The organism is Candidatus Pseudothioglobus sp. uisw_070, assembly GCF_059512545.2.
On record NZ_CM183456.2, the window covers coordinates 1,135,650 to 1,157,489 of the forward strand.

Below are 21,840 nucleotides of genomic sequence, written 5' to 3' on the forward strand. Positions count from 1 at the left end.
ATCAATGCTCAAATTCCTTCTTGGGCTTAAGTGTACTTTGATTGATTAAAATTCCCTTCCAGCCATTACTAACGAATCTGCGAATGTTTAAATGGGAATTATGATTTTCTGGCTCATCAATAACAGATTGATAATGTTCGCCAAAACATCTTAACGTTTCTGATTCAGAAAGAGAATGCATCAAGGCAAAACAGAAAACCTTTGCAGAGCCTTGATTTTCTTCTTTCGAGTTAACAAGATCACTATTTGTAAAAGCGACATTTAAAAACTCATATTCTTGATCAATGAGATTAGTAAAATCAGAAAAATTCATCTTAACTCCTGACCTAAGTTGCTCGAGATACTCTTTGGTATTCATCGTTTTTTATGTATACATTGGGTTTGACTTATTAACATCAATATTAAGTTTTTTAATGGCACTTTTAATTATTTTTGAATCCAGCAAGCCATCATCAACAAGCGCCTTTAATGTTACAAAAACAATATAATTTGCATTCACCTCAAAAAAATATCTAAGCTCTTTACGAGAATCTGACCTACCAAATCCATCTGTGCCTAATACCTCATAATGAAGAGGTATATGCTTACGAACCTGCTCTGCATAATTTCTCATATAGTCTGTAGCAGCAATTACTGGGCCAGAAGATTTGCTTAAGCACTGAGTTATGTATGGAACCTTCTTATTTTTACTTGTACTAAATAAATTTTCACGATCAATTTTTTGAGCCTCTCTTGTAATCTCATTAAAACTAGTAACACTCCAAACATGCGACATAACACCCCAGTCTTTTGAGAGCATATCAGCTGCTTTTTCAACTTCTCTAAGAATAGCGCCACTTCCTAATAATTGAACTTCAATTTTGGATTTTCCTACTACTTTTAATGGATACATTCCCTTAATAATTCCTTCTTCAGCGCCTTTAGGAATAGCAGGATGAATATAGTTCTCATTCATAAGTGTTATATAATAAAAAACACTTTCCATATTCTCATACATACGGCGCATGCCTTCACGCAGAATAACTGCTAATTCATACGCATAAGTTGGATCGTAGGAAACACAATTTGGAATAGTATTAGCAACAATCAATGAATCCCCATCTTGATGCTGAAGACCTTCACCAGCAAGCGTAGTTCTTCCAGCAGTACCACCCATCAAAAAACCCTTGGCTTGCATATCTCCAGCAGCCCAAGCAAGATCACCAACCCTTTGAAAACCAAACTTTGAATAATAAATATAAAAAGGAATCATTGTGACATTATGAGAAGCATAAGATGTTGCAGCAGCAATCCAGTCAGAAATTGCTCCAGCTTCATTGATGCCTTCTTGAAGCACCTGGCCTTTAATATCTTCTTTATACCACATAACTTTATCAGAGTCTTCTGGCTCATAGAGCTGACCAGAGGAAGAATAAATGCCCATTTGCCTAAAAAGACCCTCCATTCCAAAAGTTCTCGCCTCATCAGGAACAATGGGAACAACTCTTGGACCAATCTCTTTATCTCGTATTAATAGTGATAGGAAGCGCACAAATGCCATTGTGCTTGATATTTCCTTTTCATCAGTAGATTTTAGTAGAGGATCAAAAACGTTTAATTCTGGTATTTTAAAGGTCTCCAGCTCAAAACTTCTAACAGGTAGATATCCGCCCAAAGCTTCACGCCTCTCTCTAAGATATTTTAGTTCCTCACTATCTTCAGCAGGCTTATAAAAATTGAGCTCTTCTGCATCTTTTTTAGTAACAGGGATATCAAATCTCTGAGCAACACGAACTAGTGCATCAACACCTAATTTCTTCTGGCTGTGGGTAGTGTTTTGTCCTTCACCAGCCTCTCCCATTCCGTATCCTTTGACTGTTTTTGCCAAAATAACTGTAGGCTGCCCCTTATGCTCTTTAGCTGATTTGTAAGCTTGAAAAACCTTATTTGGATCGTGGCCACCTCGAGTAAGCCCAAAAATTTCATCATCAGACATATGCTCAACAAGTTTAAGAGTTTCAGGATACTTTCCAAAAAAATGCTTACGAACATAAGCGCCATCTTTTGCTTTATAGGCCTGATATTCCCCATCTACAACTTCTTCCATTCTTTGCCTCAAAAGGCCCGAAGTATCATTGGCGATTAATTTATCCCAACCCCTACCCCAAATAACTTTAATTACATTCCAGCCAGCGCCTCGAAACATTCCTTCAAGCTCTTGAATGATCTTACCATTGCCTCGAACAGGTCCATCTAAACGCTGAAGATTACAATTAATAACAAAAATAAGATTATCCAGCTTTTCTCTACCTGCTAAAGATATGGCACCAAGAGACTCAGGCTCATCTGTTTCACCATCTCCTATGTAGGCCCAAACGGTTCTTTTATCCGTTTTAATAATTTCTCGATGCTGAAGATATTTCATAAAACGCGCTTGAAATATCGCCATTATTGGCCCTAGTCCCATAGATACTGTTGGAAACTGCCAAAAATTTGGCATTAACCATGGATGGGGATAGGAGGATAATCCTTCTTGATTAGCCTCCTGCCTAAAGTTAAGCATTTGCTTTTCAGTAATTCTACCTTCTAGAAAGGCTCTTGAATATATACCAGGTGCAATATGGCCTTGGAAAAATATTAGGTCTGCTCCCTGGTCTAGATTCCCACCTCTATAGAAATGATTGAAACCAACTTCATACAGTGTGGCGCTAGATGCAAATGATGCAATATGGCCACCAAGCTCAGAAGAGACTTGATTTGCTTTAACAACCATGATCATTGCATTCCATCGTATGATCGATTTAATTCGATGCTCAATATCATGCTTAACAACAAGTTCAGTTTCTTTTTCTACTGGAATTGAATTTAAATAAGCTGTATTAACGCCTTGCGGTAAATTCATCCCATCTTCATGGGCCATATCCATTAATTTTTGCAGGATATACTTAGCTCTATCTTGCCCTTCAACCCTGGCAACAGATCTAAAAGCTTCTAGCCATTCAATAGTTTCTTGCGGATCAATATCTTTTTGAGACATAAAATTTGATTTAATTTAATTCAACAGAAAAGGTTTGAAATTCAACTTTTGTGGATATTATCCCTAAAAAGTTAACTCAAAATCACCTTAATAAAGTGCAGTTTAAGCTTAAAGAAAAGTCTTTATAGATATTGAGAAAAAAGCGATTAGCTAGCATTATCAATAAATCTTTTTATTTTGTTCCTTTAGAAGTCTTCTATCGATTTCTAAAATAAAAATTTGTTAAAATGACTGCAACTTTAATCTTCACAAATATTTTAATGAATATTCCAACTTCAATCTTCAAAGCCTACGATATAAGAGGTATTGTTGAAACTGAACTAACACCAGAAATTGTCAAATTGATAGGCAAGGCTGTTGGTAGCGAATCTATTGAAAAAGGTGAAAGAGGTGTTGTTGTAGGAAGAGATGGACGCTTAACGGGACCAGAATTATCAGATGCATTGATTTCAGGCCTTCTTGAGAGTGGCTGTCACGTGGTGAATATAGGTATGGTCCCATCTCCAGTTGTGTATTTTGCAACTTACACCAAAGGAGCAACATCAGGCGTTATGATTACTGGGTCGCACAACCCTGCAGAATATAATGGATTAAAAATTATGGTCGCAGGCGAAACTCTTTCAGCTGAAAGAATTCAAGACCTACTTAAAAGAATTAATGAGAATAATTTTTCTTCTGGTTCTGGAACTTCAACTTCTATAAATATCGATCAAAACTATATAGATACGATTAAGTCAGATATCAAAATTGAGAAAGATCTCAAAATTGTAATTGATTGTGGCAATGGCGTAGCAGGTAACATTGCTCCTCAATTGTTTGAAGCATTGGGCGTTAAAGTTACCAAACTCTTTTGTTTAGTTGATGGCAGGTTTCCAAACCACCATCCAGATCCCTCTAAACCCGAAAATTTACAAAATTTAATCCAAGAAGTTAAAGATACTAACTCTGACTTAGGCCTTGCTTTTGATGGAGATGGAGATAGGTTAGGATTGGTTGACAACAAAGGTCAAATCATTTGGGCTGATCAGCAAATGATGCTTTACTCTAAGGATGTATTAAGTAGAAATAAAGGTGCAAAAATTATTTTTGATGTGAAGTGCTCTTCACTTCTGCCTAAATTTATTTCTGAAAATGGAGGTGAACCAATTATGTCCAGAACCGGGCACAGTTTTATTAAACAAAAACTTACAGAAACTAAAGCAGAGCTAGCTGGAGAAATGTCAGGACATATATTCTTTAAGGAGCGCTGGTATGGATTTGATGATGCTCTTTATACTGGTGCAAGGTTATTAGAAATTATCTCTAAGAGCAATAAGTCATGTTTTGAAATTTTTGATGAAATGCCAGTAAACCTAAGTACTCCTGAAATTAATATTAACTTTGAGAAGCATGGTCAGCAATTTGAAGCAATGAATAAATTATCAGCGGACATTAATTTTCCCAATGCCACTATTATTACTATTGATGGCGTTAGAGTCGACTACGAAAATTGTTGGGGGTTAGTCAGGGCTTCCAATACAACCCCTTGCTTAGTTTTACGTTTTGAAGCTAATGACAATAAATCGCTAAATGAAATAAAGACAAAGTTTGCTGAATGGCTTAAATCGAATGGTATTTCTGCAGATTCTTTATAGTTGAAAAATTTAAAAAATAAGGTATAAAATACACTTTTTTATCTTTGCAAGACAACATTCTTTTAAAAAGTAATAATACTTAAAACTTGGAGCAACCCCAATGGATGGACATGTCAACTTTACCCTTTCAGACCGCTTAAGAAAATCCCCATATTACGAGGCTACTCTTAAAGCAGGAGCTAAAACTTTCACGTTATACAATCATATGATTATGCCCACTTCTTATGAAGGTGCAGAGGCTGACTACTGGAATTTAATGAATAACGTCACGATGTGGGATGTTGCTGCTGAGAGGCAAGTTGAAATAATTGGTGGTGATGCGTATAAGTTTGTTGAATATATTACTTCTAGAGATCTCTCAAAACTCCAAATTGGTCAAGGAAAATATGCCCTTATTACTGATGAAAATGGTGGAATTATAAATGATCCAATAATATTAAAATTGGCTGAAAATCATTTTTGGCTTTCGATTGCTGATAGTGATGTTTTACTATGGACTCGTGGACTTGTCTGTGGACTTGGCTGGGATGTTCAGATTAGTGAGCCAGATGTATCTCCCCTTGCTATCCAAGGACCTAACCACTTGCCATTAATGATTGATTTGTTTGGTGACTGGGTTAAAGATATCAAGTATTTCTTTTTTAAAGAAATTGAGTTAGAAGGCATTCCTCTCATTGTCCAAAAATCAGGGTGGAGTAAGCAAGGTGGTTTTGAGCTCTATCTTCGTGATGGCTCTAAAGGCCAAAAGCTCTGGGATATTGTTGCTACTGCCGGTAAAAAATATGACATTAAGCCTGGAACTCCAAACAATATTGAAAGGGTTGAGTCGGGTCTTTTTTCATGGGGTAATGACATGGATATAAATAGCAACCCCCTAGAGCTTCCTTTAGCTAATTTTTGTCAGCTCGATAAAGAAGCTGATTACTTAAGTAGAAATGCACTCCTTAAAATACGCTCTGAAGGCGTCACTAAAAAACTAGTTGGCCTTGTTGTTGAGGGTGATGCATTTATTGGTGGCTGTGCTAGCCCATGGCAAGTTAAAAGTGGCAACAAAATATGTGGAAAGGTTACTAGCGCTGCATATTCACCAAGACTAAAAATTAATATGGCTATGGCCACTCTTGACAAAGGCTTCAATGATATAGACTCAGAAGTAGACGTAGAAACGCCTTGGGGCAAAAGACTAGGGAAGGTTTCACCAATTCCCTTTAACTAAATGAACTTATGGAATTAACTGTCTGGCTTGGGCTATTAGCATCTGCACTTTTTATTAGTATATCCCCTGGCCCTGGAGCAATTTTTTCAATAAGTCAGGGCACTCAATATGGCTTTAAGAGATCTATAATTTCAGTAATTGGCCTGCAACTTGGATTAATGAGTCAAATTATATTTCTGCTGCTAGGACTAGGAGTATTAATTGATCAGTTTCCAAGTATTTTTTCAATAATTAAAATGCTGGGAATGCTTTACTTAATTGCGTTAGGAATTATGCAATGGCTTAAAAAAATTGAACAGATATCTACTTCTAAAGCCTATCTAGAGAAAGCTTTTAACCCTTTGAGTTCTCTTCTAAAGGGTTTTTTTGTGAACATAACAAACATCAAAGGTACCGTTTTTTTTCTTGCATTAATACCACTTTTTGTCGATTTAACTGCCCTTAAAATTTCTACTTGTTTAATTTTAACTGCAACATTAATTAGTGTTGATTTAATTGTAATGATTGGCTACGTCATGCTTGCTGAAATATCAAAATCATTTCTGTCGGACCCAAAAAAAATATTATGGCAAAATAGAGTTACTGGTTCCACATTAATTCTTATTGGTTTAATAATGGGTACGTCTTAACTAGATTTTTATGAGTGTCTTTCATTTAGCATATACAGTGACTGATCTAGAGTCTACAAGAAGATTCTATGGGAGTCTTTTAGGGTGTCTTGAGGGAAGAAGCTCAGAAACCTGGGTAGATTTCAATTTTTTTGGAAACCAACTCTCGCTTCATGTTGGTGAGGTAATAAAAAGTAGTAATTCTAGCTCAAGCGTAGAAGGTGTTTCAGTTCCTATGCCTCACTTTGGTTGTGTACTAGATTGGGATACCTTTTATAATTTAGCCCATAAACTGCAATCAAAATCTGTTAAATTTATTATTACTCCTAATGTGAGGTTTTTAGGCCAACCTGGTGAGCAGGCAACAATGTTTTTTGAGGACTATTCAGGTAACTCTATCGAACTCAAAGCCTACAAAAATTTAACAGAAGTATTTAGCAAATAACTACGCCAAAGGTTTATAAATGTTAGAAGTATTGAGTATTGAGACAATAATAACTTTTATTACTGCATCTGTAGTTCTAAGCCTAGTTCCTGGGCCTGACAATCTATTTGTTATGAGTAATTCAGCTTTAAGGGGATGGAAAATTGGACTCTATACTACACTTGGTCTTTGCACAGGACTTATAGGACACACAATCTTAGTTGCGATTGGTGTAAGTGTTGTTTTTCAAACAAGTGCAATTGCCTTCAATGGACTGAAAATTATTGGCGCTTTCTACCTTGTGTATCTTGCATGGCTCTCGATTCAAAATAAAGAGTTAAACTTAGGGAAAGCCTCCCAAAATAGTTCAAATAAATCATACTATTTAACGGGTGTTGTTATGAACTTAACCAACCCAAAAGTAGCAATCTTTTTTTTGGTCTTTTTGCCTCAGTTTGTACATTCCAATAATAATGTCTCATCTCAGATATTTCTCCTTGGATTTCTATTCATTTTTAGTGCATTTTTTGTTTTCACATCAATTGCCTATTTATCTAGCTTCCTTGAAGGAACTTTAAAAAAATCAAAAACTATAAATAAAAATCTTAACCTTGTTGCATCTTTAATATATATTGCTCTAGCGGTTAATCTTTTTTTTGTTCACTTATAGGTCATTATGAAAAATATTTCTGCAATTACAACTAGCTATAAATCTAATCATAAAGAAATATGTGAAGTCAGATTTAAAGTTTTCGTTGATGAGCAAAATGTCCCTGAAGAGCTTGAAATAGATGGGCTTGATGATGACGCTACTCATATACTCATATTATTAGATGACAAGGCAATAGGAACAGGAAGAATTTTGTCTGATGGGCATATAGGAAGGGTAGCTGTTTTAAAACAATTTCGAGGCAAGGGTGTTGGTAAATTAATTATGAAAATGCTCATTGAGTGGGCTCAAGAAAATCAATTAAAAAGCTTATGGCTTTCGTCTCAGTGGCATGCTCATGGATTTTATATTGATCTTAGCTTTACTTGTACTGGTGAAAAGTATGAAGAGGCTGGCATTGATCATATAAAAATGACAAGAAAGCTTTAGTTGTGAGGGTTTTCATGCTTCAGTTTTCACCAAATACTGCGTTATTACTCACCAAAATAATCATTGTCTCTGCCATCATTGAAGTCTCTAGATAGAAACCTTCCAAGTCTAATAATAGACCAGAAAAAAGCAAAGTACCCAATTAGTTTTATAACTAAATAGATATCCTTAGAAAAAAAACCAACAATTATTACAATTAATGAAAGTAAGATAAGTTTTTTCATAAGAATAGTTTATTGAAAGTCGTCTCTGCCACACTTCCAGCAAAAATCAAAAGTTTGATCATTGATCTCATTACAATCCCCACACTTCCAAGTAATTAAGCTTATTTCAGTGTCAATTGACTCAATAACTTTTTTAGCCTCTTCTAGCTCACTATCTTTTAAAAGCCAGACCTCCGGCCAAGTATCGAAGGGAGCTAAACCACCAGATGCACTCGATGCAAACTCGTTATTAAGAACGACCTCATAACCGTTATTAATTAAAACGTTTTTAACATTCATCACCATTATTCGATTTTCATTCGTATACAAGAGTTTCATTTGAGTGCAAAAATCAGATAAATAAAGCCGCTAACCCAAGGAAGGCTACAAACCCAATGACATCAGTAATAGTTGTGAGAATAACTCCTCCAGCCAAAGCAGGATCTATCTTTAACTTAGTAAGTGCCAAAGGTAAAAATGCACCAGAAAAAGCAGCAACAAGTAAATTGGTAATTATTGCAAGCGCTATGACTAAGCTCAGCAGTAAGTCAGAAAACCAGTAGTAAGTAATTAGGCCAATAACGACAGACCAAATTATGCCATTGAGGCCACTTACTGCAACTTCTTTGTTTATTAAAGTTTTGATGTTAGCTGAGGTTACCCTTCCCGTTGCAATTCCTCGAGTAACTATTATCAGCGTTTGAGTACCTGCAATACCACCCATACTAGCAACTACTGGCATTAATATTGCTAAAGCAATTTTTTGCTGCAAGGTGGCTTCAAAAAGACCGATAAAGTAGACCGCAATAAATGCCGTTATTAAATTAACTCCTAGCCAGACACTTCGGCGCTTTGAGCTTTGGAAAATAGGGGCAAAGACATCCTCATCCTCGTCCAAGCCGACCATGGACATCACAGAATGTTCAGCCTGATCACGAATTACATCAACCACATCATCAATTGTAATTCGCCCAACTAACTGATTATTCTCATCAATCACGGGAGCTGAAATCAAATTTCTTTGTTCAAATAGTATAGCTACTTCGGATTCATCAGTATCAGCATTAATTGGTTTTGAAGCTTCATTGTTAGTCAATGAATCGACCATTTGCTCTGGCCCTTCAGTTAACAAGGTAGTAATAAGTAAGGAGCCTAAATAATTAAAGTCTCTATCAACAACAAAAATTTGGTCAGTGTCTACTGGCATCTCTTTCAATAGCCTTAAATATCTTATTACAGCTCTTATTGTGACATCAGGTCTGACAGTTATAAAGTCAGTATTCATTAATCCACCAGCAGAGTCTTCAGGGTAGCTCAGAATTTTGTTAAGGCGCTCTCGATGTTTAAAATCGAGTGTCAATAAAAGGCTATGAACAGCAGACTCAGGTAGGTTTGGGACAATATCTGCCAAGTCATCCGTATCTAATTTTTCAGTAGCCTTAACAAGATCGTCTACCGACATTTCGCCAATTAACTGGGACTGGACATCTTCATTAACCTCTTTTAAAACTTCGCCTTGAATTGAAATTTCAATCCCAGGCCAAATAACTGCTCTATCTTTTGGTTGAATGGCTTCTAAAAGTCTTGCTATTTCTCCAGGATGAAGTTCTTTGATTTGATATTTTGCCTCATCATGATTTGATGCTTCTAATGAAATCATTAAATTTTGAAGGCTTACTTCGAAATTAGTAAGTTCAACTTCAGCCATATTTATAATCCAATGGTTTAGACTGCATAACAAGCTTAACTTGTTATGCAGTTATTACATCGTATTATAATTTATATAAGCTAAGCTCTGTGGTTATGTAGTTTTTCTTTATGCTTGATTATTTGAGAATCAAGCTTATTAATTAGTTGATCAATAGAAACATACATATCGCTACTTTGAGCTTTTGCAAATAAATCAGCCCCACTAACATGAATAGTTGCTTCGGCTTTTTGAAGATCTTTTTGCACTTCTAAAATCATGTTAACATTCATAACATTATCAAAGTGATGCTTTATTTTTGTGAGTTTATCACTCGTATGTTGCCTGATAGAAGATGTAATATCAAGATGATGACCAGAAAGGTTAAGTTGCATTTTTACTCCTTAGATTAATGAAATAAAATTGTTTTTCTTGCAAACATATTGTGTCATAAATTGATCATACTATTGGACTTTTTTATCTTTTTTATTGAGCAAATTACAGAAAGTATGAGTGAAGAAATTAGGATATAATAAATCTTTCGAGTTTTACTGAATATTGAAATGTTATCTGAATCACGCCGAATAAAACCTTATATTTCTCGAAGATCTTGTCTTCAAGTTTATTTATTAATGGTGGCTAATTTGCCTTAATCTGGCAAATAACTTAGATTCAAAAGCCCCATTATGGGGCTTTTTTTATTTATTAACTGGAATTTTTTTATGTCAAACTTAATGTCTAACTATTACCCACTCGAGGTTACCTTTGTAAAAGGGAGTGGCTGTTGGTTAACTGATACATCTGGATATGAATACCTTGATGCACTTTCAGGCATTGGCGTAGTGAACCTTGGCCACTCTCATCCAGCAATTACAAAGAGTATAGTCAATCAGTCAAAAAAACTACTTCACACCTCAAATGTTTACCGCATTGCAAACCAAGAAAAACTGGCAACACGTCTATGTCAACTTGCTAATATGGACAAAGCCTTCTTTTCAAACTCTGGAGCTGAAGCGAATGAAGCTGCCATTAAAATTGCTAGGCTGTATGCACGCTCTAAAAATATTCATAATCCAATTGTTTTAACTGCAAATAAAGGTTTTCATGGAAGAACAATGGCAACTCTTTCTGCAACAGGTCAAAGCAAAGTTCAAGAGGGTTTTACTCCACTAATGAGTGAGTTTGTTCATTTTGACTTTGATGACATTGATGCTATTAATAAATACAGTAAAAATAAAGATGTAGTTGCTGTCATGCTTGAACCTGTGCAAGGAGAGGCTGGAGTTATAATTCCTCAATCAGATTACTTAAATAAAGTCCAAATACTTTGTGAACAAAATGAATGGCTCTATATTCTTGATGAAGTTCAGGCAGGAATGGGAAGAACAGGAAGGCTTTTTGCTCACCAGCACAACAAAATTACTCCTGATATTCTCTGCCTTGCAAAAGGCTTAGGTAACGGCGTTCCAATTGGAGCTTGCCTAGCCAAAGGTAAAGCTGCTGAGATGCTAACTCCAGGAACTCATGGCTCAACCTTTGGAGGTAACCCACTAGTAACGGGCGTAGCTTCAAGTGTTCTTGACGTCTTTGAGAATGACTTAATTCTTGATAACGTAATGAAAATGAGTCAATATTTTGAGTCAGAATTTAAGTCCAAAATAATGAGTTATAGTGTGGTAAAGGAGCTAAGGATCAAAGGTCTGATGATTGGTATTGGACTTGATGAAAATATTATTGATTGCAGCAAACTTACTCAAAAGGCTTTAGAAGACAAGCTATTAATAAACATCACTGGTAATTCTATTAGAATGCTGCCGCCACTAATAATATCTAAAAAAGAAATTGATATCTTGATCAATAAGATTATAAAACTAATTACTATTTAGGAATAACTATGCCCAATCATTTCATCGACTTTGACCAATTCTCTCAAAATAATTTACAAGGAATTATAGATCGAGCTATCTTGCTTAAAAAAGAGCATAAATCTGGACTTATAAATGAAACCCTTAAAAACAAAACTTTAGCAATGATTTTTGATAAATCCTCTACCCGAACTAGAGTTTCATTTGAAGCAGGAATGACGCAGCTTGGTGGACAGTCACTTTTTCTCTCTGAAAAAGATATACAACTAGGAAGAGGTGAGCCAATTACTGATAGCGCTATAGTTATTAGCTCTATGGTTGATGCAATAATGCTAAGAATGTCCTCACATGAAGATATAGTTGAGTTTTCAAAGCATTCAAGTAAGCCAGTTATTAACGCTCTTTCAGACGAATCTCATCCTTGCCAAATACTTGCCGACTTAATGACTTATCAAGAACATAAAGGTTCAATCAAAGGTAAAAAAATAGCATGGATTGGTGACGGCTGCAATGTTTGTCAGACATATATGCAAGCTGCAGCAATATTTGACTTTGACCTTTCGATTGCAACTCCAGTTGGTTATGGACCATCTGATGATTTTATTGAAAAATATAAAACAAATATCAGTTATTTTGCAAATCCTAATGATGCTTGCATAGGCGCCGACATTATTGTTACTGATGTTTGGACTAGTATGGGACAAGAATTAGAAATAAAACAGAGAGAAGCAGCGTTTAAGGGCTTTCAAGTTGATCAAAAATTGATGAGTCAGGCTAAAGATGATGCAATATTTATGCACTGCCTTCCAGCCTATAGAGGTAAAGAGGTAAGTGCAGAGGTGATTGATGGAGAACAGAGTGTTGTATTTAGTGAAGCTGAAAATCGACTACATGTTCAGAAATCACTATTACTGTATCTGATTAAAGACTAATCTAGTTGAGATAGTTTTAACTTAGCTTCCTGATAGAACTTAACACCTCTTTCAATCTTTTCTCGACCCTTTGAGATTCTCCAATTATTAGTATCTCTAAGTGAATAGACGCATCCACAATACTCCTGCTGATAGAAGTTTTCTTTTTTGGATACCTCAAGCATCCTAGAAGATCCTCCTTGTTTGCGCCAATTAAAATCCCAATAGGGAACATTGTGAGGCTCAGAAGATCTGGCACCTGAGTCATTAATTTGCCTCATGTCTTTCCAGCGAGAAATTCCAAGTGTTGAAGAAATAATATCAAAATTATTTTCAGAGGCATATTTAGCTGTTTTTTGAAACCTCATATCAAAACAAGTAGAACATCTCTCTCCTCTTTCTGGCTCATTCTCTTGGCCTTTTGTTCTCGAAAACCACTCATCACGATCATAATCTGCATCAATAATTGGCATCCTAAGTTTTTTTGCAAAGCGAATATTTTCTTCTTTTCTAAGCTCATACTCCTCAAAGGGATGAATATTTGGATTATAGAAAAAAATTGTTGTCTCAATTTCTGATGCGGCCAAAGCCTCCATAATCTCTCCAGCACAGGGGGCGCAGCATGAGTGCATTAATAGTCTTTTTTCACCATTAGGAGTCTCTAGCTTGGGTCTCTTATATGAGTTAAGCGAATAGTCTATTTGAGACATTGTTTAACCTTTTTTAAAATCTCCCAAGATTCACGCTTAAGAGTTGGATTTTTTAAAATATCTCTTGGGTGATGCATTAAAAAAAAAGCTGATTTATTTGACTCATAAGAAGAGCCCATTACCATTACAACCTCTGATGGATTATTTTTTATATACTCATCAATAAGGTTTTTTTCAAGTGACACAAGCTGAGCATTCTTAATACTGAAACTGATAGATTCAAGCATTTTCATTAACAGGTTTTGACTGTCGCCTTTTGAGCAAAATGAGTCTTGAGCCCCTACTTCAACAATTAAAAGCTTTATAGGCTGCTCAGGAGATTTGTTTAACTCAATTTTTGAATAGAGAAAATCTGGAATTCCTAAAGCTTCAAGATATTTATTTCTTAACTGCATAGTCAAATCTGCGGATGAGCTCTCTCAACATTTGTCATTACTTTGTTAAGAGCATTGACATATGCTTTAGCGGATGAAGTAATAATATCAGTATCAACCCCCTGTCCATTTACAATTTTCCCTTCATATTCTAAGCGAACATTGACCTCTCCAAGAGAGTCAGTTCCTTGAGTTACATTTGTTACAGAATACAATTGAAGCTTTGGATCAATATCAACTAATGAAAGTATTGCGTTAAACGTAGCATCAACTGCGCCAGATGTTTTAGCTGAAGCACTTTGCTCATTACCATTTATCAACAGTGTTACATCTGCAGTATTCTCTTTCCCAGATTCAGCAGATACTTTTAGTGAAATCAAGTGAATTGTTTCGGATGACTCAGTTTGGGCATCTGAAACCAAAGCCTGAAGATCTTCATCAAAAATATCATGCTTTTTATCGGCTAAGGTTTTAAATCTAGAAAAAGCATCATTTAGTGCTTCATCGGAATCAAAATCAATACCTAATTCTGTAAGTCTAGCTTTAAAAGCATTCCTGCCAGAATGTTTACCAAGTACTAATGAATTCTGATTCCATCCAACATCCTCTGCCCTCATGATTTCATAGGTCTCTCTATGCTTAAGGACTCCATCTTGATGAATTCCAGCTTCATGTGCAAAAGCATTAGCTCCAACAATAGCTTTGTTTGGTTGAACAACAAACCCAGTAATGGAAGATACTAATCTAGAGGCAGCAAGAATACCTGTAGCATCAATATTTGTATCTAGCCCAAATACATCCTGCCGAGTTCGAACAGCCATTACAACCTCTTCAAGAGAGGTATTCCCAGCTCTTTCTCCAAGCCCATTAATAGTGCATTCAATTTGTCTTGCGCCATTTAAAACTGCAGAAAGTGAGTTAGAAACTGCAAGACCTAAATCATTATGACAGTGTGCAGAGAAAATTGCCTTATCAGAATTTGGAATTCTCTCGATTAATTCTCTCATTGTTTCACCAAATTGATGAGGTATATTGTATCCAACTGTATCTGGAATATTAATTGTTGTTGCTCCAGCATTAATAGCTGACTCAATTATTCGGCAGAGAAAATCAATATCTGAACGACCAGCATCCTCCGGACTAAACTCAATATTATCAGTAAACTTTGTTGCTCTTTTAACAGAGCGAATTGCTTGAGTGACAACTTCATCAGGCGTCATTCTTAGCTTCATCTTCATATGAATATCAGAGGTTGCTATAAAAGTATGAATTCGAGCAGAATTTGCACCTTTAATTGACTCTCCTGCGCGATCAATATCTTTATCAAGAGCTCTTGCTAATGAACATACTGTTGAATCTTTCACGGCTTTAGCAACTGCTTGAACAGCTTCAAAGTCACCTTGAGATGCAATTGCAAAACCAGCTTCAATAACATCAACTCTCATTTTTTCTAAACTTTTAGCGATACGAACTTTTTCATCCTTGGTCATGGATGCACCAGGTGATTGTTCTCCATCTCTTAGTGTTGTATCAAATATTATTAGTTTTTCGGACATTAATTGCTCCTTTTTATTTTACGAATTTTATCTTAAATTTTAGTGATAGACTTTCGTCTATTATGATTATTATTGCCTTACGGCAATAATCGCAACAAAGCAAAGAGCTTGCTTAGTGAAAGTAATGTGATTGAATTAAAGTCCTTAATCATAAGTGAAGATTATAAAGCAACTTAAGTTGTCTTAATCTTTTTTTTCTCAATGCGCCTTTTATTAATGCCAATAATAGTAATAAATGGACCTGAGAGCAAGTATAGAAAAAATCCAGTAAATAAAACAATATTAGGCTTATAAAGGAGCACAATTATACTAAGAACAATAGCCAAAAGAAAACGAAATGAAGCTTTCTTTGAATCCAATTCTTTAAAACTGTAATACCGAACATTACTAACCATAAGAAGTCCGCAAATAATTGTTATTACAGCACCAAGATAGTACCCTATGTAACCTATTGAAATTACGTCCGAATCAAAGAAGGCAAATGCCCAAATTTTAAGCCATATCATTGAAGCTATTACGCCCGCAGCAGCTGGTGAAGGAAGCCCTTGAAAATAGCGCTTATCGGCAGAACCTACTTGCGTATTAAACCTAGCTAGACGTAAAGCAGCGCAAGCTAAATAAACAAAGGCTGCAAGCCAGCCAAATCTTCCTAAACCAGAAAAACCCCACAAATAAACCAGAAGAGCTGGAGCTAAGCCAAAAGAAACAAGGTCAGCTAAAGAATCATATTCCGCGCCAAAAGCACTTTGAGTATTTGTTAGCCGAGCTACTCGCCCATCTAACGTATCCCATAACATGGCAACCATTATTGAAATTGCTGCGATTGTAAAGTCACCATTAATAGATGCAATGATAGAATAAAACCCAGCAAACAAGCCAAACGTTGTTAATACGCTTGGCAATATGTAGATTCCTCTATTTCTTGGTTTTTGTTCTGTCATTGCTAATTAAAATAAAGCTGACAATATCAAAAATTAATTAGTTTTTAGTCTGGTCTACTAATTTATTTTTTGCAATCCACGGCATCATTGAGCGCAAGCTCTCACCAACCGTTTCAATTTGATGTTTGCGCTGAACATCACGACGACCAGGCAAATCACCAACATTTTTAATAAACTCTCTAGCAAAATCACCACTTTGTATTTCACTTAAAATTTTCTTCATTTCAGCTTTTGTTTCATCAGTTACTATTCTTGGTCCTCGAGTAACATCACCATATTCAGCGGTATTTGAAATTGAATAACGCATATTTGCAATACCACCCTCATACAATAAATCAACAATAAGTTTTAATTCATGAAGGCACTCAAAATATGCCATTTCTGGCTCATACCCAGCTTCTACAAGTGTTTCAAATCCAGCTTGGACAAGAGCAGTAGTTCCTCCACATAAAACGACTTGCTCACCAAATAAATCTGTTTCAGTTTCTTCTCTAAAACTTGTTTCGAGTATTCCAGTTCTTCCACCACCAATTGCTGAAGCATATGAAAGAGCAATTTCTTTAGCATTGCCTGTTGCATCCTGCTCAATTGCTATTAGATCTGGTATACCTCCACCTTTAACAAACTCAGAGCGAACAGTATGTCCAGGTGCTTTTGGAGCAATCATAATTACATCTAAGTCTTGTCTTGGAACAATCATATCAAAATGAATATTAAGGCCGTGTGAAAAAGCTAAAGCAACCCCCTGTCTCAAGTTAGGCTCAATATTTTTTGAATAAATACTAGCTTGAAACTCATCCGGAGCCAATAACATAATAACATCTGCCCAAGCACTCGCCTCTTCAACAGACATAACGCCTAATCCCGCCTCTTTAGCTTTAGTAGCCGAAGATGAACCTTCTCTAAGGCCAACAACAACTTCTACACCAGAATCCTTTAGATTATTTGCTTGAGCATGGCCTTGTGAGCCATAACCAATAACTGCAACTTTTTTACTTTGAATGATTGAAAGGTCTGCATCTTTATCGTAATATCTATTCATTTTTTGTCCTTAAATTTAAATTAATTTTTTTCCTCTGGAAATCCCGGTGACCCCAGTCCTTGAAATTTCAATAATGCTTGAAGGATCAAAAGCATCCAAAAATGCATTAATTTTCTTTGTCTTTCCTGAAACCTCTATGGTGTAGACTTTATCTGTAACGTCAACAACCTTACAGCCAAAAATTTCTACCAATTCTTTTATATTAGCGCCCTCTTTTGAGCTTGAAGAAATCTTGGCCAATAATAATTCTCGCTCCACATGATCCTGACTAGTTAAATCGCTAACCTTAACTACTTCGATTAATTTATTAAGTTGTTTAACAATTTGCTCTAAAACTCTATCGCTTCCTGAAGAAACAATGGTCATTCTAGACAAACTTGGGTCATTTGTTATTGCCACAGTAAGAGACTCAATATTAAAGCCTCGCTGAGTAAAAAGACCAGCAACTCTTGAAAGCGCTCCAGCCTCATTTTCTAGTATCACTGAAATAATATGTCTCATAAACTATACCGCGTTAAAGTCAGTTTCATCTTTTGAAACCATTTCATCTCTTCCTGCAAGCAACATATCACTATGTCCACCACCAGCAGGAATCATTGGGAATACATTCTCAGATGGATCCGTCACAATATCAAGAAAAACTGTTCGTTCTTTTTGATTAAATGCCTCAATAAGCGCAGGTTTCAAATCTTCTTCTTTTTCAACCCTTATTCCCATATGGCCATAACTTTCTGCAAGCTTTACAAAGTCAGGTAAAGCATCCATATAAGACATTGCATAACGCTTTTCATAAAAAAACTCTTGCCACTGCCTCACCATTCCGAGATAGCCATTATTAAGATTAATTATTTTTACTGGCGTCGAATATTGAAGCATTGTTGAAAGCTCTTGAAGCATCATCTGAATACTACCATCACCCGTAACGCATGCTACGTCTTTATCAGGCATTGCAAGTTTAGCGCCCATAGCTGCTGGAAGTCCAAAACCCATTGTTCCTAGACCACCCGAGTTAATCCATTGCCTAGGCTCATCGAATAAATAATACTGTGCAGCCCACATCTGATGTTGTCCAACATCTGAAGTAACGATTGCTTTTCCTTTAGTAACCTCATAGAGCATTTCAATTACTGTCTGAGGTTTAATTACTCCAGGAGATTTTTTATAAGCTAAGGAGTCAACCTTTCTCCATTCTTCAATTTGAGACCACCAATTAGAAATATCCTCAAGTTTTTTATCTTTCATCTGATCAATTAGAGCCTGAAGAACTTGCTTCGTTTGCCCCACAATTGGGATATCAGCTACAACATTCTTTGAAATTTGTGATGGATCAATATCAATATGAATAAATTTTGCAGTAGGACAAAATTTTTCTAAATTTCCTGTAATTCTGTCATCGAAACGAGAGCCAATAGCAACAACGCAGTCAGAGCCATGCATTGCCATATTAGCCTCATAAGTGCCATGCATCCCTAGCATTCCAAGGGACTGCTTATCAGTCATTGGATAAGTACCTAAGCCCATAAGAGTTTGAGTAATTGGGAATCCAACCATACGCGTAAATTCACGAAGTTCTTTAGAGGCATTTCCAATAATGCACCCGCCACCAGCGTAAAGAATAGGCCTTTTCGAGTTAGTTAGCATTTCTGCGGCTTTTTTGATTTGGCGATCACTAGCTTTAACAGTTGGCTTATATGAACGCATCTCAATAGTTGCAGGATATTCTTCAACTTCCATCTTAGCAATGGTTATGTCTTTAGGGATATCAATTACAACAGGGCCAGGTCTTCCTGTAGTGGCAATATGAAAAGCTTTCTTAACAGTAGAAGCAATTTCACTAATGTCTCTAATAAGAAAATTATGTTTAACACATGAGCGTGTAATTCCAGTTGCGTCAACTTCTTGGAAAGCATCCATTCCAATTAATGGTGAAGGGACTTGACCAGAAATAACAACCATCGGTATAGAATCCATATGAGCAGTAGCAATTCCTGTGACAGCATTAGTAATTCCCGGGCCTGAGGTTACCAGAACAACACCAGGCTTACCATTAGATCTTGCATAGCCATCAGCACCATGAGCAGCGCCTTGCTCATGCCTCACTAATATATGGCTAATCTTGTTTTGCGCCTCTAAGGCATCATATATATGAAGTACAGCTCCGCCGGGGTAGCCAAAAACATACTCCACCTCTTCTTTCTGCAAACAATCTATAAGAATTTCAGCACCATTCAATTTCATTACTAATAACTGTAATTTAAAAGTTTTTGATTATACCCAAAGAATCAAAAGCAAAAAGACTTCGTTTTTAGCAGTTTTTGCTTTTAAGGCGCTGAAAAATGGGATTTATTATTCTAAAAAATATTAGCAATACTAGTTACAATCTATAGATCGTTTTGCCAATCTTCTGAGTAGTAATGTATTGGAGATTTGCCCTCTTCAAAAGTTTCAATTTTAAATGCATTAGGTTGAGATAATATTGCAGACAGCAACTGATCATTAAGCATATGGCCAGTCTTATAACCCTCATAGTGCCCAATAACATTTCCACCAAGTAAAAAAAGATCTCCAACTATATCCAAAATTTTATGTTTAACGAACTCATTGTGGTACCTCATACCATCTTCATTTAGAATATCATTATCTGAGAGCGCTATTGCATTATCAATGCTAGCTCCTAGTGCAAGATTTTGCTTTTGAAGCATCTCAACATCTCTTTCATAGCCAAATGTTCTTGCACGTGATATCTCTTTAAGATAAGACTGTTCAGCAAAATCTATTGTTAATTTTTGCCCACTTTCTTTTATTTTTTTATGTTCAAAATCAATCTCTAGGGATACTTTAAAGCCATGATGAGGTGAAACCTGAGCCCATGATTGTCCGTTCTCTACTCGGATAGTATCTTTAATGACAATAAACCTTTTGTATGCTTCCTGCTCTTCTATACCAGCTGACTGAACTAAAAAAACAAATGGTGCTGATGACCCATCCATAATTGGTACCTCAAAAGAATCTAACTCAACTAATAGATTATCAACACCCAGGGCAGAAAGTGCTGACATTAAATGTTCAATAGTTGAAACTTTAACGCCCTGGCTTTCAAGTCCAGTAGATAAAACAACTTCATTAACAAAAGCGCTATGGGCATGAACTTGCCTCCCTCCAGCATCTAATCTTTTGAAAACTACTCCATGATCAACCTCGGCTGGAATTAATGTTAAGTTAACAAGCTTGCCACTATGAATACCAACACCACGAGCTTTCACTATTTTTTTAATTGTTCTTTGCTTAACCATAAATCAAAATTTTCCTACAAAAACTTTTGTTAGTTTATCAATAACACTATGGTCGGTTTTGGACGAGGCAAGCTTATTATTACTCAAATCTTCCTCGTGCAATAAGAGACCTATTGCGCCTGTATATTTATAGTCCGTGAGAATTGTTTCTAAGCCAGAAACTTTTGAGCGCTGGATTTGACCTATCTTAACTCTTTTAGAAAAAAAATCACGTACAAGTTCCAAAATAGAATTAATTTGCGCCCCGCCACCACATAAAACAAAACCAGACCTGATAATGCCATTTAAGTTATGGTGCTTTAATTCATTATTTAATAATGTAAAAATTGCTCTATATGCCTCTTCAATAACTTCTGAAAGCTCTAGACTAGAGAGATGGTGCTCTTCTTTATTTTGGGTGAAACGAATCAATTTATCTTCTTTCAGAGTTGATGACTTTGCAGACCCATAATTCTCTTTAAGTCTTTTTGCCTCTTCAAATGAAGTGTCAAATGCGTAAGCAATTTCATGGGTAATCTCGTCTCCTCCTGAGGCTACTACTCCACTTCGAATTATTCCCTCATCCCCAAAAACCGAATAACTTGTAACTCCAGCACCAATATCAACAAGACAAACACCACTATCTTTATCCTCTTGTGAGAGAACTGCATGAGACTTAGCAATAGAATTAAGGACAATTTTTTCAGCCGCAAGGTCACTCTGCTCTAAGCAACGCTCAATACCTCTTATACTAGAACTAGAAACAGTCACAATGTGGACTGTAGACTCCAGCACTTCTGCTTCCATCTCAATAGGATTATCAACCACCAAATTTTCATTAATTGTAAATTTCTTTTTTATAATATGTAATTTTTCTTTATTGGTTGGGGTTGACTTTGCCATTGCAGACTCAAGAACAGAATCTAAATCTTTTAATGTAACAGATTCATTTATTGAAACCTTCCCCTTCCCATCAGAACATGTTAAATGAGTATCTGAAATATTAATGCGAGCTAACTCAACCTTGTAACCAAAATCTTTTTTAGTTTGCTCAATTAAATTTGTAAGCACTCTTGCAAGAGAGTCAATAGAAAATAATGAGCCTTTTTTAACTCCATCAGAGGAGCAAAAATTATGTGCAACAATTCTAAGATGGCCTGCATCTTCTATATCAGCAGCAAGAAGAGCAATCTTCTCAGTACCAATATCTATGCTTGCTACGAAATTATTTCCTGCCATATAAGATTATATAAAGAATTTTTATTAAAAAAATTTTACCAAA

The 21,840-nt window shown here is 35.9% G+C and carries 23 protein-coding genes; 8 read left to right on the plus strand and 15 right to left on the minus strand.

What is annotated here, in order from left to right:
* Nucleotide 1: 1 nt before the first annotated feature.
* The gene (locus AC5YGD_RS05670) at nucleotides 2–358 is read right to left on the minus strand and encodes a HopJ type III effector protein (protein ID WP_271537586.1); all 357 of its coding nucleotides are present in this window, start codon (nucleotides 356–358) and stop codon (nucleotides 2–4) included.
* A 6-nt stretch (nucleotides 359–364) separates the two neighbouring features.
* Nucleotides 365–3,016: a pyruvate dehydrogenase (acetyl-transferring), homodimeric type gene (aceE, locus tag AC5YGD_RS05675; RefSeq protein ID WP_271537585.1), complete on the minus strand. Its 2,652-nt coding sequence runs from the start codon at nucleotides 3,014–3,016 to the stop codon at nucleotides 365–367.
* Nucleotides 3,017–3,276: 260 nt separating this feature from the next.
* Between aceE and AC5YGD_RS05680 the strand changes: the two genes are divergently transcribed.
* From AC5YGD_RS05680 to AC5YGD_RS05705, 6 genes are all read left to right on the plus strand, one after another.
* Nucleotides 3,277–4,650 (plus strand): phosphomannomutase/phosphoglucomutase, encoded by a 1,374-nt coding sequence (locus AC5YGD_RS05680; protein ID WP_496142359.1) that lies wholly within the window; start codon nucleotides 3,277–3,279, stop codon nucleotides 4,648–4,650.
* Nucleotides 4,651–4,750: 100 nt separating this feature from the next.
* On the plus strand, nucleotides 4,751–5,866 hold the full coding sequence (locus AC5YGD_RS05685; RefSeq protein ID WP_496141055.1) for a dimethylsulfoniopropionate demethylase: 1,116 nt from the start codon (nucleotides 4,751–4,753) through the stop codon (nucleotides 5,864–5,866).
* An 8-nt stretch (nucleotides 5,867–5,874) separates the two neighbouring features.
* Entirely contained in the window at nucleotides 5,875–6,495 is a 621-nt protein-coding gene (locus tag AC5YGD_RS05690) for a LysE family transporter (RefSeq protein ID WP_496141056.1), read from the plus strand.
* A gap of 10 nt (nucleotides 6,496–6,505) precedes the next feature.
* Entirely contained in the window at nucleotides 6,506–6,919 is a 414-nt protein-coding gene (locus AC5YGD_RS05695) for a VOC family protein (RefSeq protein WP_271558649.1), read from the plus strand.
* Nucleotides 6,920–6,938: 19 nt separating this feature from the next.
* Nucleotides 6,939–7,568, plus strand: a complete 630-nt coding sequence (locus tag AC5YGD_RS05700) for a LysE family transporter (protein ID WP_496141057.1) — start codon at nucleotides 6,939–6,941, stop codon at nucleotides 7,566–7,568.
* A 6-nt stretch (nucleotides 7,569–7,574) separates the two neighbouring features.
* Nucleotides 7,575–7,997 carry a GNAT family N-acetyltransferase gene (locus AC5YGD_RS05705; protein WP_496141058.1) on the plus strand — a complete coding sequence of 141 codons (423 nt, stop codon included), beginning with the start codon at nucleotides 7,575–7,577 and terminating at the stop codon, nucleotides 7,995–7,997.
* Between the two features lie 44 nt (nucleotides 7,998–8,041).
* Here AC5YGD_RS05705 and AC5YGD_RS05710 read toward each other — a convergent pair whose 3' ends face one another.
* The 4 genes from AC5YGD_RS05710 to hpf form a co-directional block, all read right to left on the minus strand.
* On the minus strand, nucleotides 8,042–8,221 hold the full coding sequence (locus AC5YGD_RS05710) for a hypothetical protein (protein WP_271537578.1): 180 nt from the start codon (nucleotides 8,219–8,221) through the stop codon (nucleotides 8,042–8,044).
* A gap of 9 nt (nucleotides 8,222–8,230) precedes the next feature.
* The gene (locus AC5YGD_RS05715; RefSeq protein WP_496141059.1) at nucleotides 8,231–8,539 is read right to left on the minus strand and encodes a putative signal transducing protein; all 309 of its coding nucleotides are present in this window, start codon (nucleotides 8,537–8,539) and stop codon (nucleotides 8,231–8,233) included.
* A 13-nt stretch (nucleotides 8,540–8,552) separates the two neighbouring features.
* On the minus strand, nucleotides 8,553–9,908 hold the full coding sequence (gene mgtE / locus AC5YGD_RS05720) for a magnesium transporter (protein ID WP_496141060.1): 1,356 nt from the start codon (nucleotides 9,906–9,908) through the stop codon (nucleotides 8,553–8,555).
* An 80-nt stretch (nucleotides 9,909–9,988) separates the two neighbouring features.
* On the minus strand, nucleotides 9,989–10,282 hold the full coding sequence (gene hpf, locus AC5YGD_RS05725) for a ribosome hibernation-promoting factor, HPF/YfiA family (RefSeq protein WP_271537573.1): 294 nt from the start codon (nucleotides 10,280–10,282) through the stop codon (nucleotides 9,989–9,991).
* Between the two features lie 327 nt (nucleotides 10,283–10,609).
* Here hpf and AC5YGD_RS05730 point away from each other — a divergent pair, with 327 nt between their 5' ends.
* Nucleotides 10,610–11,773: an acetylornithine/succinylornithine family transaminase gene (locus tag AC5YGD_RS05730; RefSeq protein ID WP_496141061.1), complete on the plus strand. Its 1,164-nt coding sequence runs from the start codon at nucleotides 10,610–10,612 to the stop codon at nucleotides 11,771–11,773.
* Between the two features lie 8 nt (nucleotides 11,774–11,781).
* Nucleotides 11,782–12,684, plus strand: a complete 903-nt coding sequence (gene argF, locus AC5YGD_RS05735; protein WP_496141062.1) for an ornithine carbamoyltransferase — start codon at nucleotides 11,782–11,784, stop codon at nucleotides 12,682–12,684.
* Here argF and AC5YGD_RS05740 read toward each other — a convergent pair.
* The 9 genes from AC5YGD_RS05740 to ftsA all read right to left on the minus strand — a co-directional run bounded on the left by AC5YGD_RS05740 (nucleotide 12,681) and on the right by ftsA (nucleotide 21,797).
* Entirely contained in the window at nucleotides 12,681–13,373 is a 693-nt protein-coding gene (locus AC5YGD_RS05740) for an epoxyqueuosine reductase QueH (RefSeq protein WP_496141063.1), read from the minus strand. The genes argF and AC5YGD_RS05740 overlap by 4 nt on opposite strands.
* Nucleotides 13,361–13,768: a hypothetical protein gene (locus AC5YGD_RS05745; RefSeq protein WP_496141064.1), complete on the minus strand. Its 408-nt coding sequence runs from the start codon at nucleotides 13,766–13,768 to the stop codon at nucleotides 13,361–13,363. Before AC5YGD_RS05745 ends, AC5YGD_RS05740 begins: the two co-directional genes overlap by 13 nt.
* Before the next feature lie 2 nt (nucleotides 13,769–13,770).
* A complete protein-coding gene (locus tag AC5YGD_RS05750; RefSeq protein WP_496141065.1) occupies nucleotides 13,771–15,303 on the minus strand; it encodes a 2-isopropylmalate synthase in 1,533 nt (510 codons plus the stop codon).
* Between the two features lie 173 nt (nucleotides 15,304–15,476).
* Nucleotides 15,477–16,244 carry a CDP-diacylglycerol--serine O-phosphatidyltransferase gene (gene pssA / locus AC5YGD_RS05755; RefSeq protein ID WP_496141066.1) on the minus strand — a complete coding sequence of 256 codons (768 nt, stop codon included), beginning with the start codon at nucleotides 16,242–16,244 and terminating at the stop codon, nucleotides 15,477–15,479.
* 37 nt (nucleotides 16,245–16,281) lie between these two features.
* Nucleotides 16,282–17,286, minus strand: a complete 1,005-nt coding sequence (gene ilvC / locus AC5YGD_RS05760) for a ketol-acid reductoisomerase (RefSeq protein ID WP_496141067.1) — start codon at nucleotides 17,284–17,286, stop codon at nucleotides 16,282–16,284.
* A gap of 15 nt (nucleotides 17,287–17,301) precedes the next feature.
* On the minus strand, nucleotides 17,302–17,787 hold the full coding sequence (ilvN, locus tag AC5YGD_RS05765) for an acetolactate synthase small subunit (protein ID WP_271558636.1): 486 nt from the start codon (nucleotides 17,785–17,787) through the stop codon (nucleotides 17,302–17,304).
* A gap of 3 nt (nucleotides 17,788–17,790) precedes the next feature.
* Entirely contained in the window at nucleotides 17,791–19,524 is a 1,734-nt protein-coding gene (gene ilvB, locus AC5YGD_RS05770; protein WP_496141068.1) for a biosynthetic-type acetolactate synthase large subunit, read from the minus strand.
* A gap of 143 nt (nucleotides 19,525–19,667) precedes the next feature.
* Nucleotides 19,668–20,579 (minus strand): UDP-3-O-acyl-N-acetylglucosamine deacetylase, encoded by a 912-nt coding sequence (gene lpxC, locus AC5YGD_RS05775; RefSeq protein ID WP_271558634.1) that lies wholly within the window; start codon nucleotides 20,577–20,579, stop codon nucleotides 19,668–19,670.
* Nucleotides 20,580–20,582: 3 nt separating this feature from the next.
* Nucleotides 20,583–21,797 (minus strand): cell division protein FtsA, encoded by a 1,215-nt coding sequence (gene ftsA / locus AC5YGD_RS05780; RefSeq protein ID WP_496141069.1) that lies wholly within the window; start codon nucleotides 21,795–21,797, stop codon nucleotides 20,583–20,585.
* Nucleotides 21,798–21,840: the final 43 nt, after the last annotated feature.

Excerpts from the sequence above, each read along its gene's own strand:
- AC5YGD_RS05670 (WP_271537586.1), bottom strand. The coding sequence starts at position 358 with ATGAATACCAAAGAGTATCTCGAGCAACTTAGGTCAGGAGTTAAGATG.
- aceE (WP_271537585.1), bottom strand. The coding sequence starts at position 3,016 with ATGTCTCAAAAAGATATTGATCCGCAAGAAACTATTGAATGGCTAGAA.
- AC5YGD_RS05680 (WP_496142359.1), top strand. The coding sequence starts at position 3,277 with ATGAATATTCCAACTTCAATCTTCAAAGCCTACGATATAAGAGGTATT.
- AC5YGD_RS05685 (WP_496141055.1), top strand. The coding sequence starts at position 4,751 with ATGGATGGACATGTCAACTTTACCCTTTCAGACCGCTTAAGAAAATCC.
- AC5YGD_RS05690 (WP_496141056.1), top strand. The coding sequence starts at position 5,875 with ATGGAATTAACTGTCTGGCTTGGGCTATTAGCATCTGCACTTTTTATT.
- AC5YGD_RS05695 (WP_271558649.1), top strand. The coding sequence starts at position 6,506 with ATGAGTGTCTTTCATTTAGCATATACAGTGACTGATCTAGAGTCTACA.
- AC5YGD_RS05700 (WP_496141057.1), top strand. The coding sequence starts at position 6,939 with ATGTTAGAAGTATTGAGTATTGAGACAATAATAACTTTTATTACTGCA.
- AC5YGD_RS05705 (WP_496141058.1), top strand. The coding sequence starts at position 7,575 with ATGAAAAATATTTCTGCAATTACAACTAGCTATAAATCTAATCATAAA.
- AC5YGD_RS05710 (WP_271537578.1), bottom strand. The coding sequence starts at position 8,221 with ATGAAAAAACTTATCTTACTTTCATTAATTGTAATAATTGTTGGTTTT.
- AC5YGD_RS05715 (WP_496141059.1), bottom strand. The coding sequence starts at position 8,539 with ATGAAACTCTTGTATACGAATGAAAATCGAATAATGGTGATGAATGTT.
- mgtE (WP_496141060.1), bottom strand. The coding sequence starts at position 9,908 with ATGGCTGAAGTTGAACTTACTAATTTCGAAGTAAGCCTTCAAAATTTA.
- hpf (WP_271537573.1), bottom strand. The coding sequence starts at position 10,282 with ATGCAACTTAACCTTTCTGGTCATCATCTTGATATTACATCTTCTATC.
- AC5YGD_RS05730 (WP_496141061.1), top strand. The coding sequence starts at position 10,610 with ATGTCAAACTTAATGTCTAACTATTACCCACTCGAGGTTACCTTTGTA.
- argF (WP_496141062.1), top strand. The coding sequence starts at position 11,782 with ATGCCCAATCATTTCATCGACTTTGACCAATTCTCTCAAAATAATTTA.
- AC5YGD_RS05740 (WP_496141063.1), bottom strand. The coding sequence starts at position 13,373 with ATGTCTCAAATAGACTATTCGCTTAACTCATATAAGAGACCCAAGCTA.
- AC5YGD_RS05745 (WP_496141064.1), bottom strand. The coding sequence starts at position 13,768 with ATGCAGTTAAGAAATAAATATCTTGAAGCTTTAGGAATTCCAGATTTT.
- AC5YGD_RS05750 (WP_496141065.1), bottom strand. The coding sequence starts at position 15,303 with ATGTCCGAAAAACTAATAATATTTGATACAACACTAAGAGATGGAGAA.
- pssA (WP_496141066.1), bottom strand. The coding sequence starts at position 16,244 with ATGACAGAACAAAAACCAAGAAATAGAGGAATCTACATATTGCCAAGC.
- ilvC (WP_496141067.1), bottom strand. The coding sequence starts at position 17,286 with ATGAATAGATATTACGATAAAGATGCAGACCTTTCAATCATTCAAAGT.
- ilvN (WP_271558636.1), bottom strand. The coding sequence starts at position 17,787 with ATGAGACATATTATTTCAGTGATACTAGAAAATGAGGCTGGAGCGCTT.
- ilvB (WP_496141068.1), bottom strand. The coding sequence starts at position 19,524 with ATGAAATTGAATGGTGCTGAAATTCTTATAGATTGTTTGCAGAAAGAA.
- lpxC (WP_271558634.1), bottom strand. The coding sequence starts at position 20,579 with ATGGTTAAGCAAAGAACAATTAAAAAAATAGTGAAAGCTCGTGGTGTT.
- ftsA (WP_496141069.1), bottom strand. The coding sequence starts at position 21,797 with ATGGCAGGAAATAATTTCGTAGCAAGCATAGATATTGGTACTGAGAAG.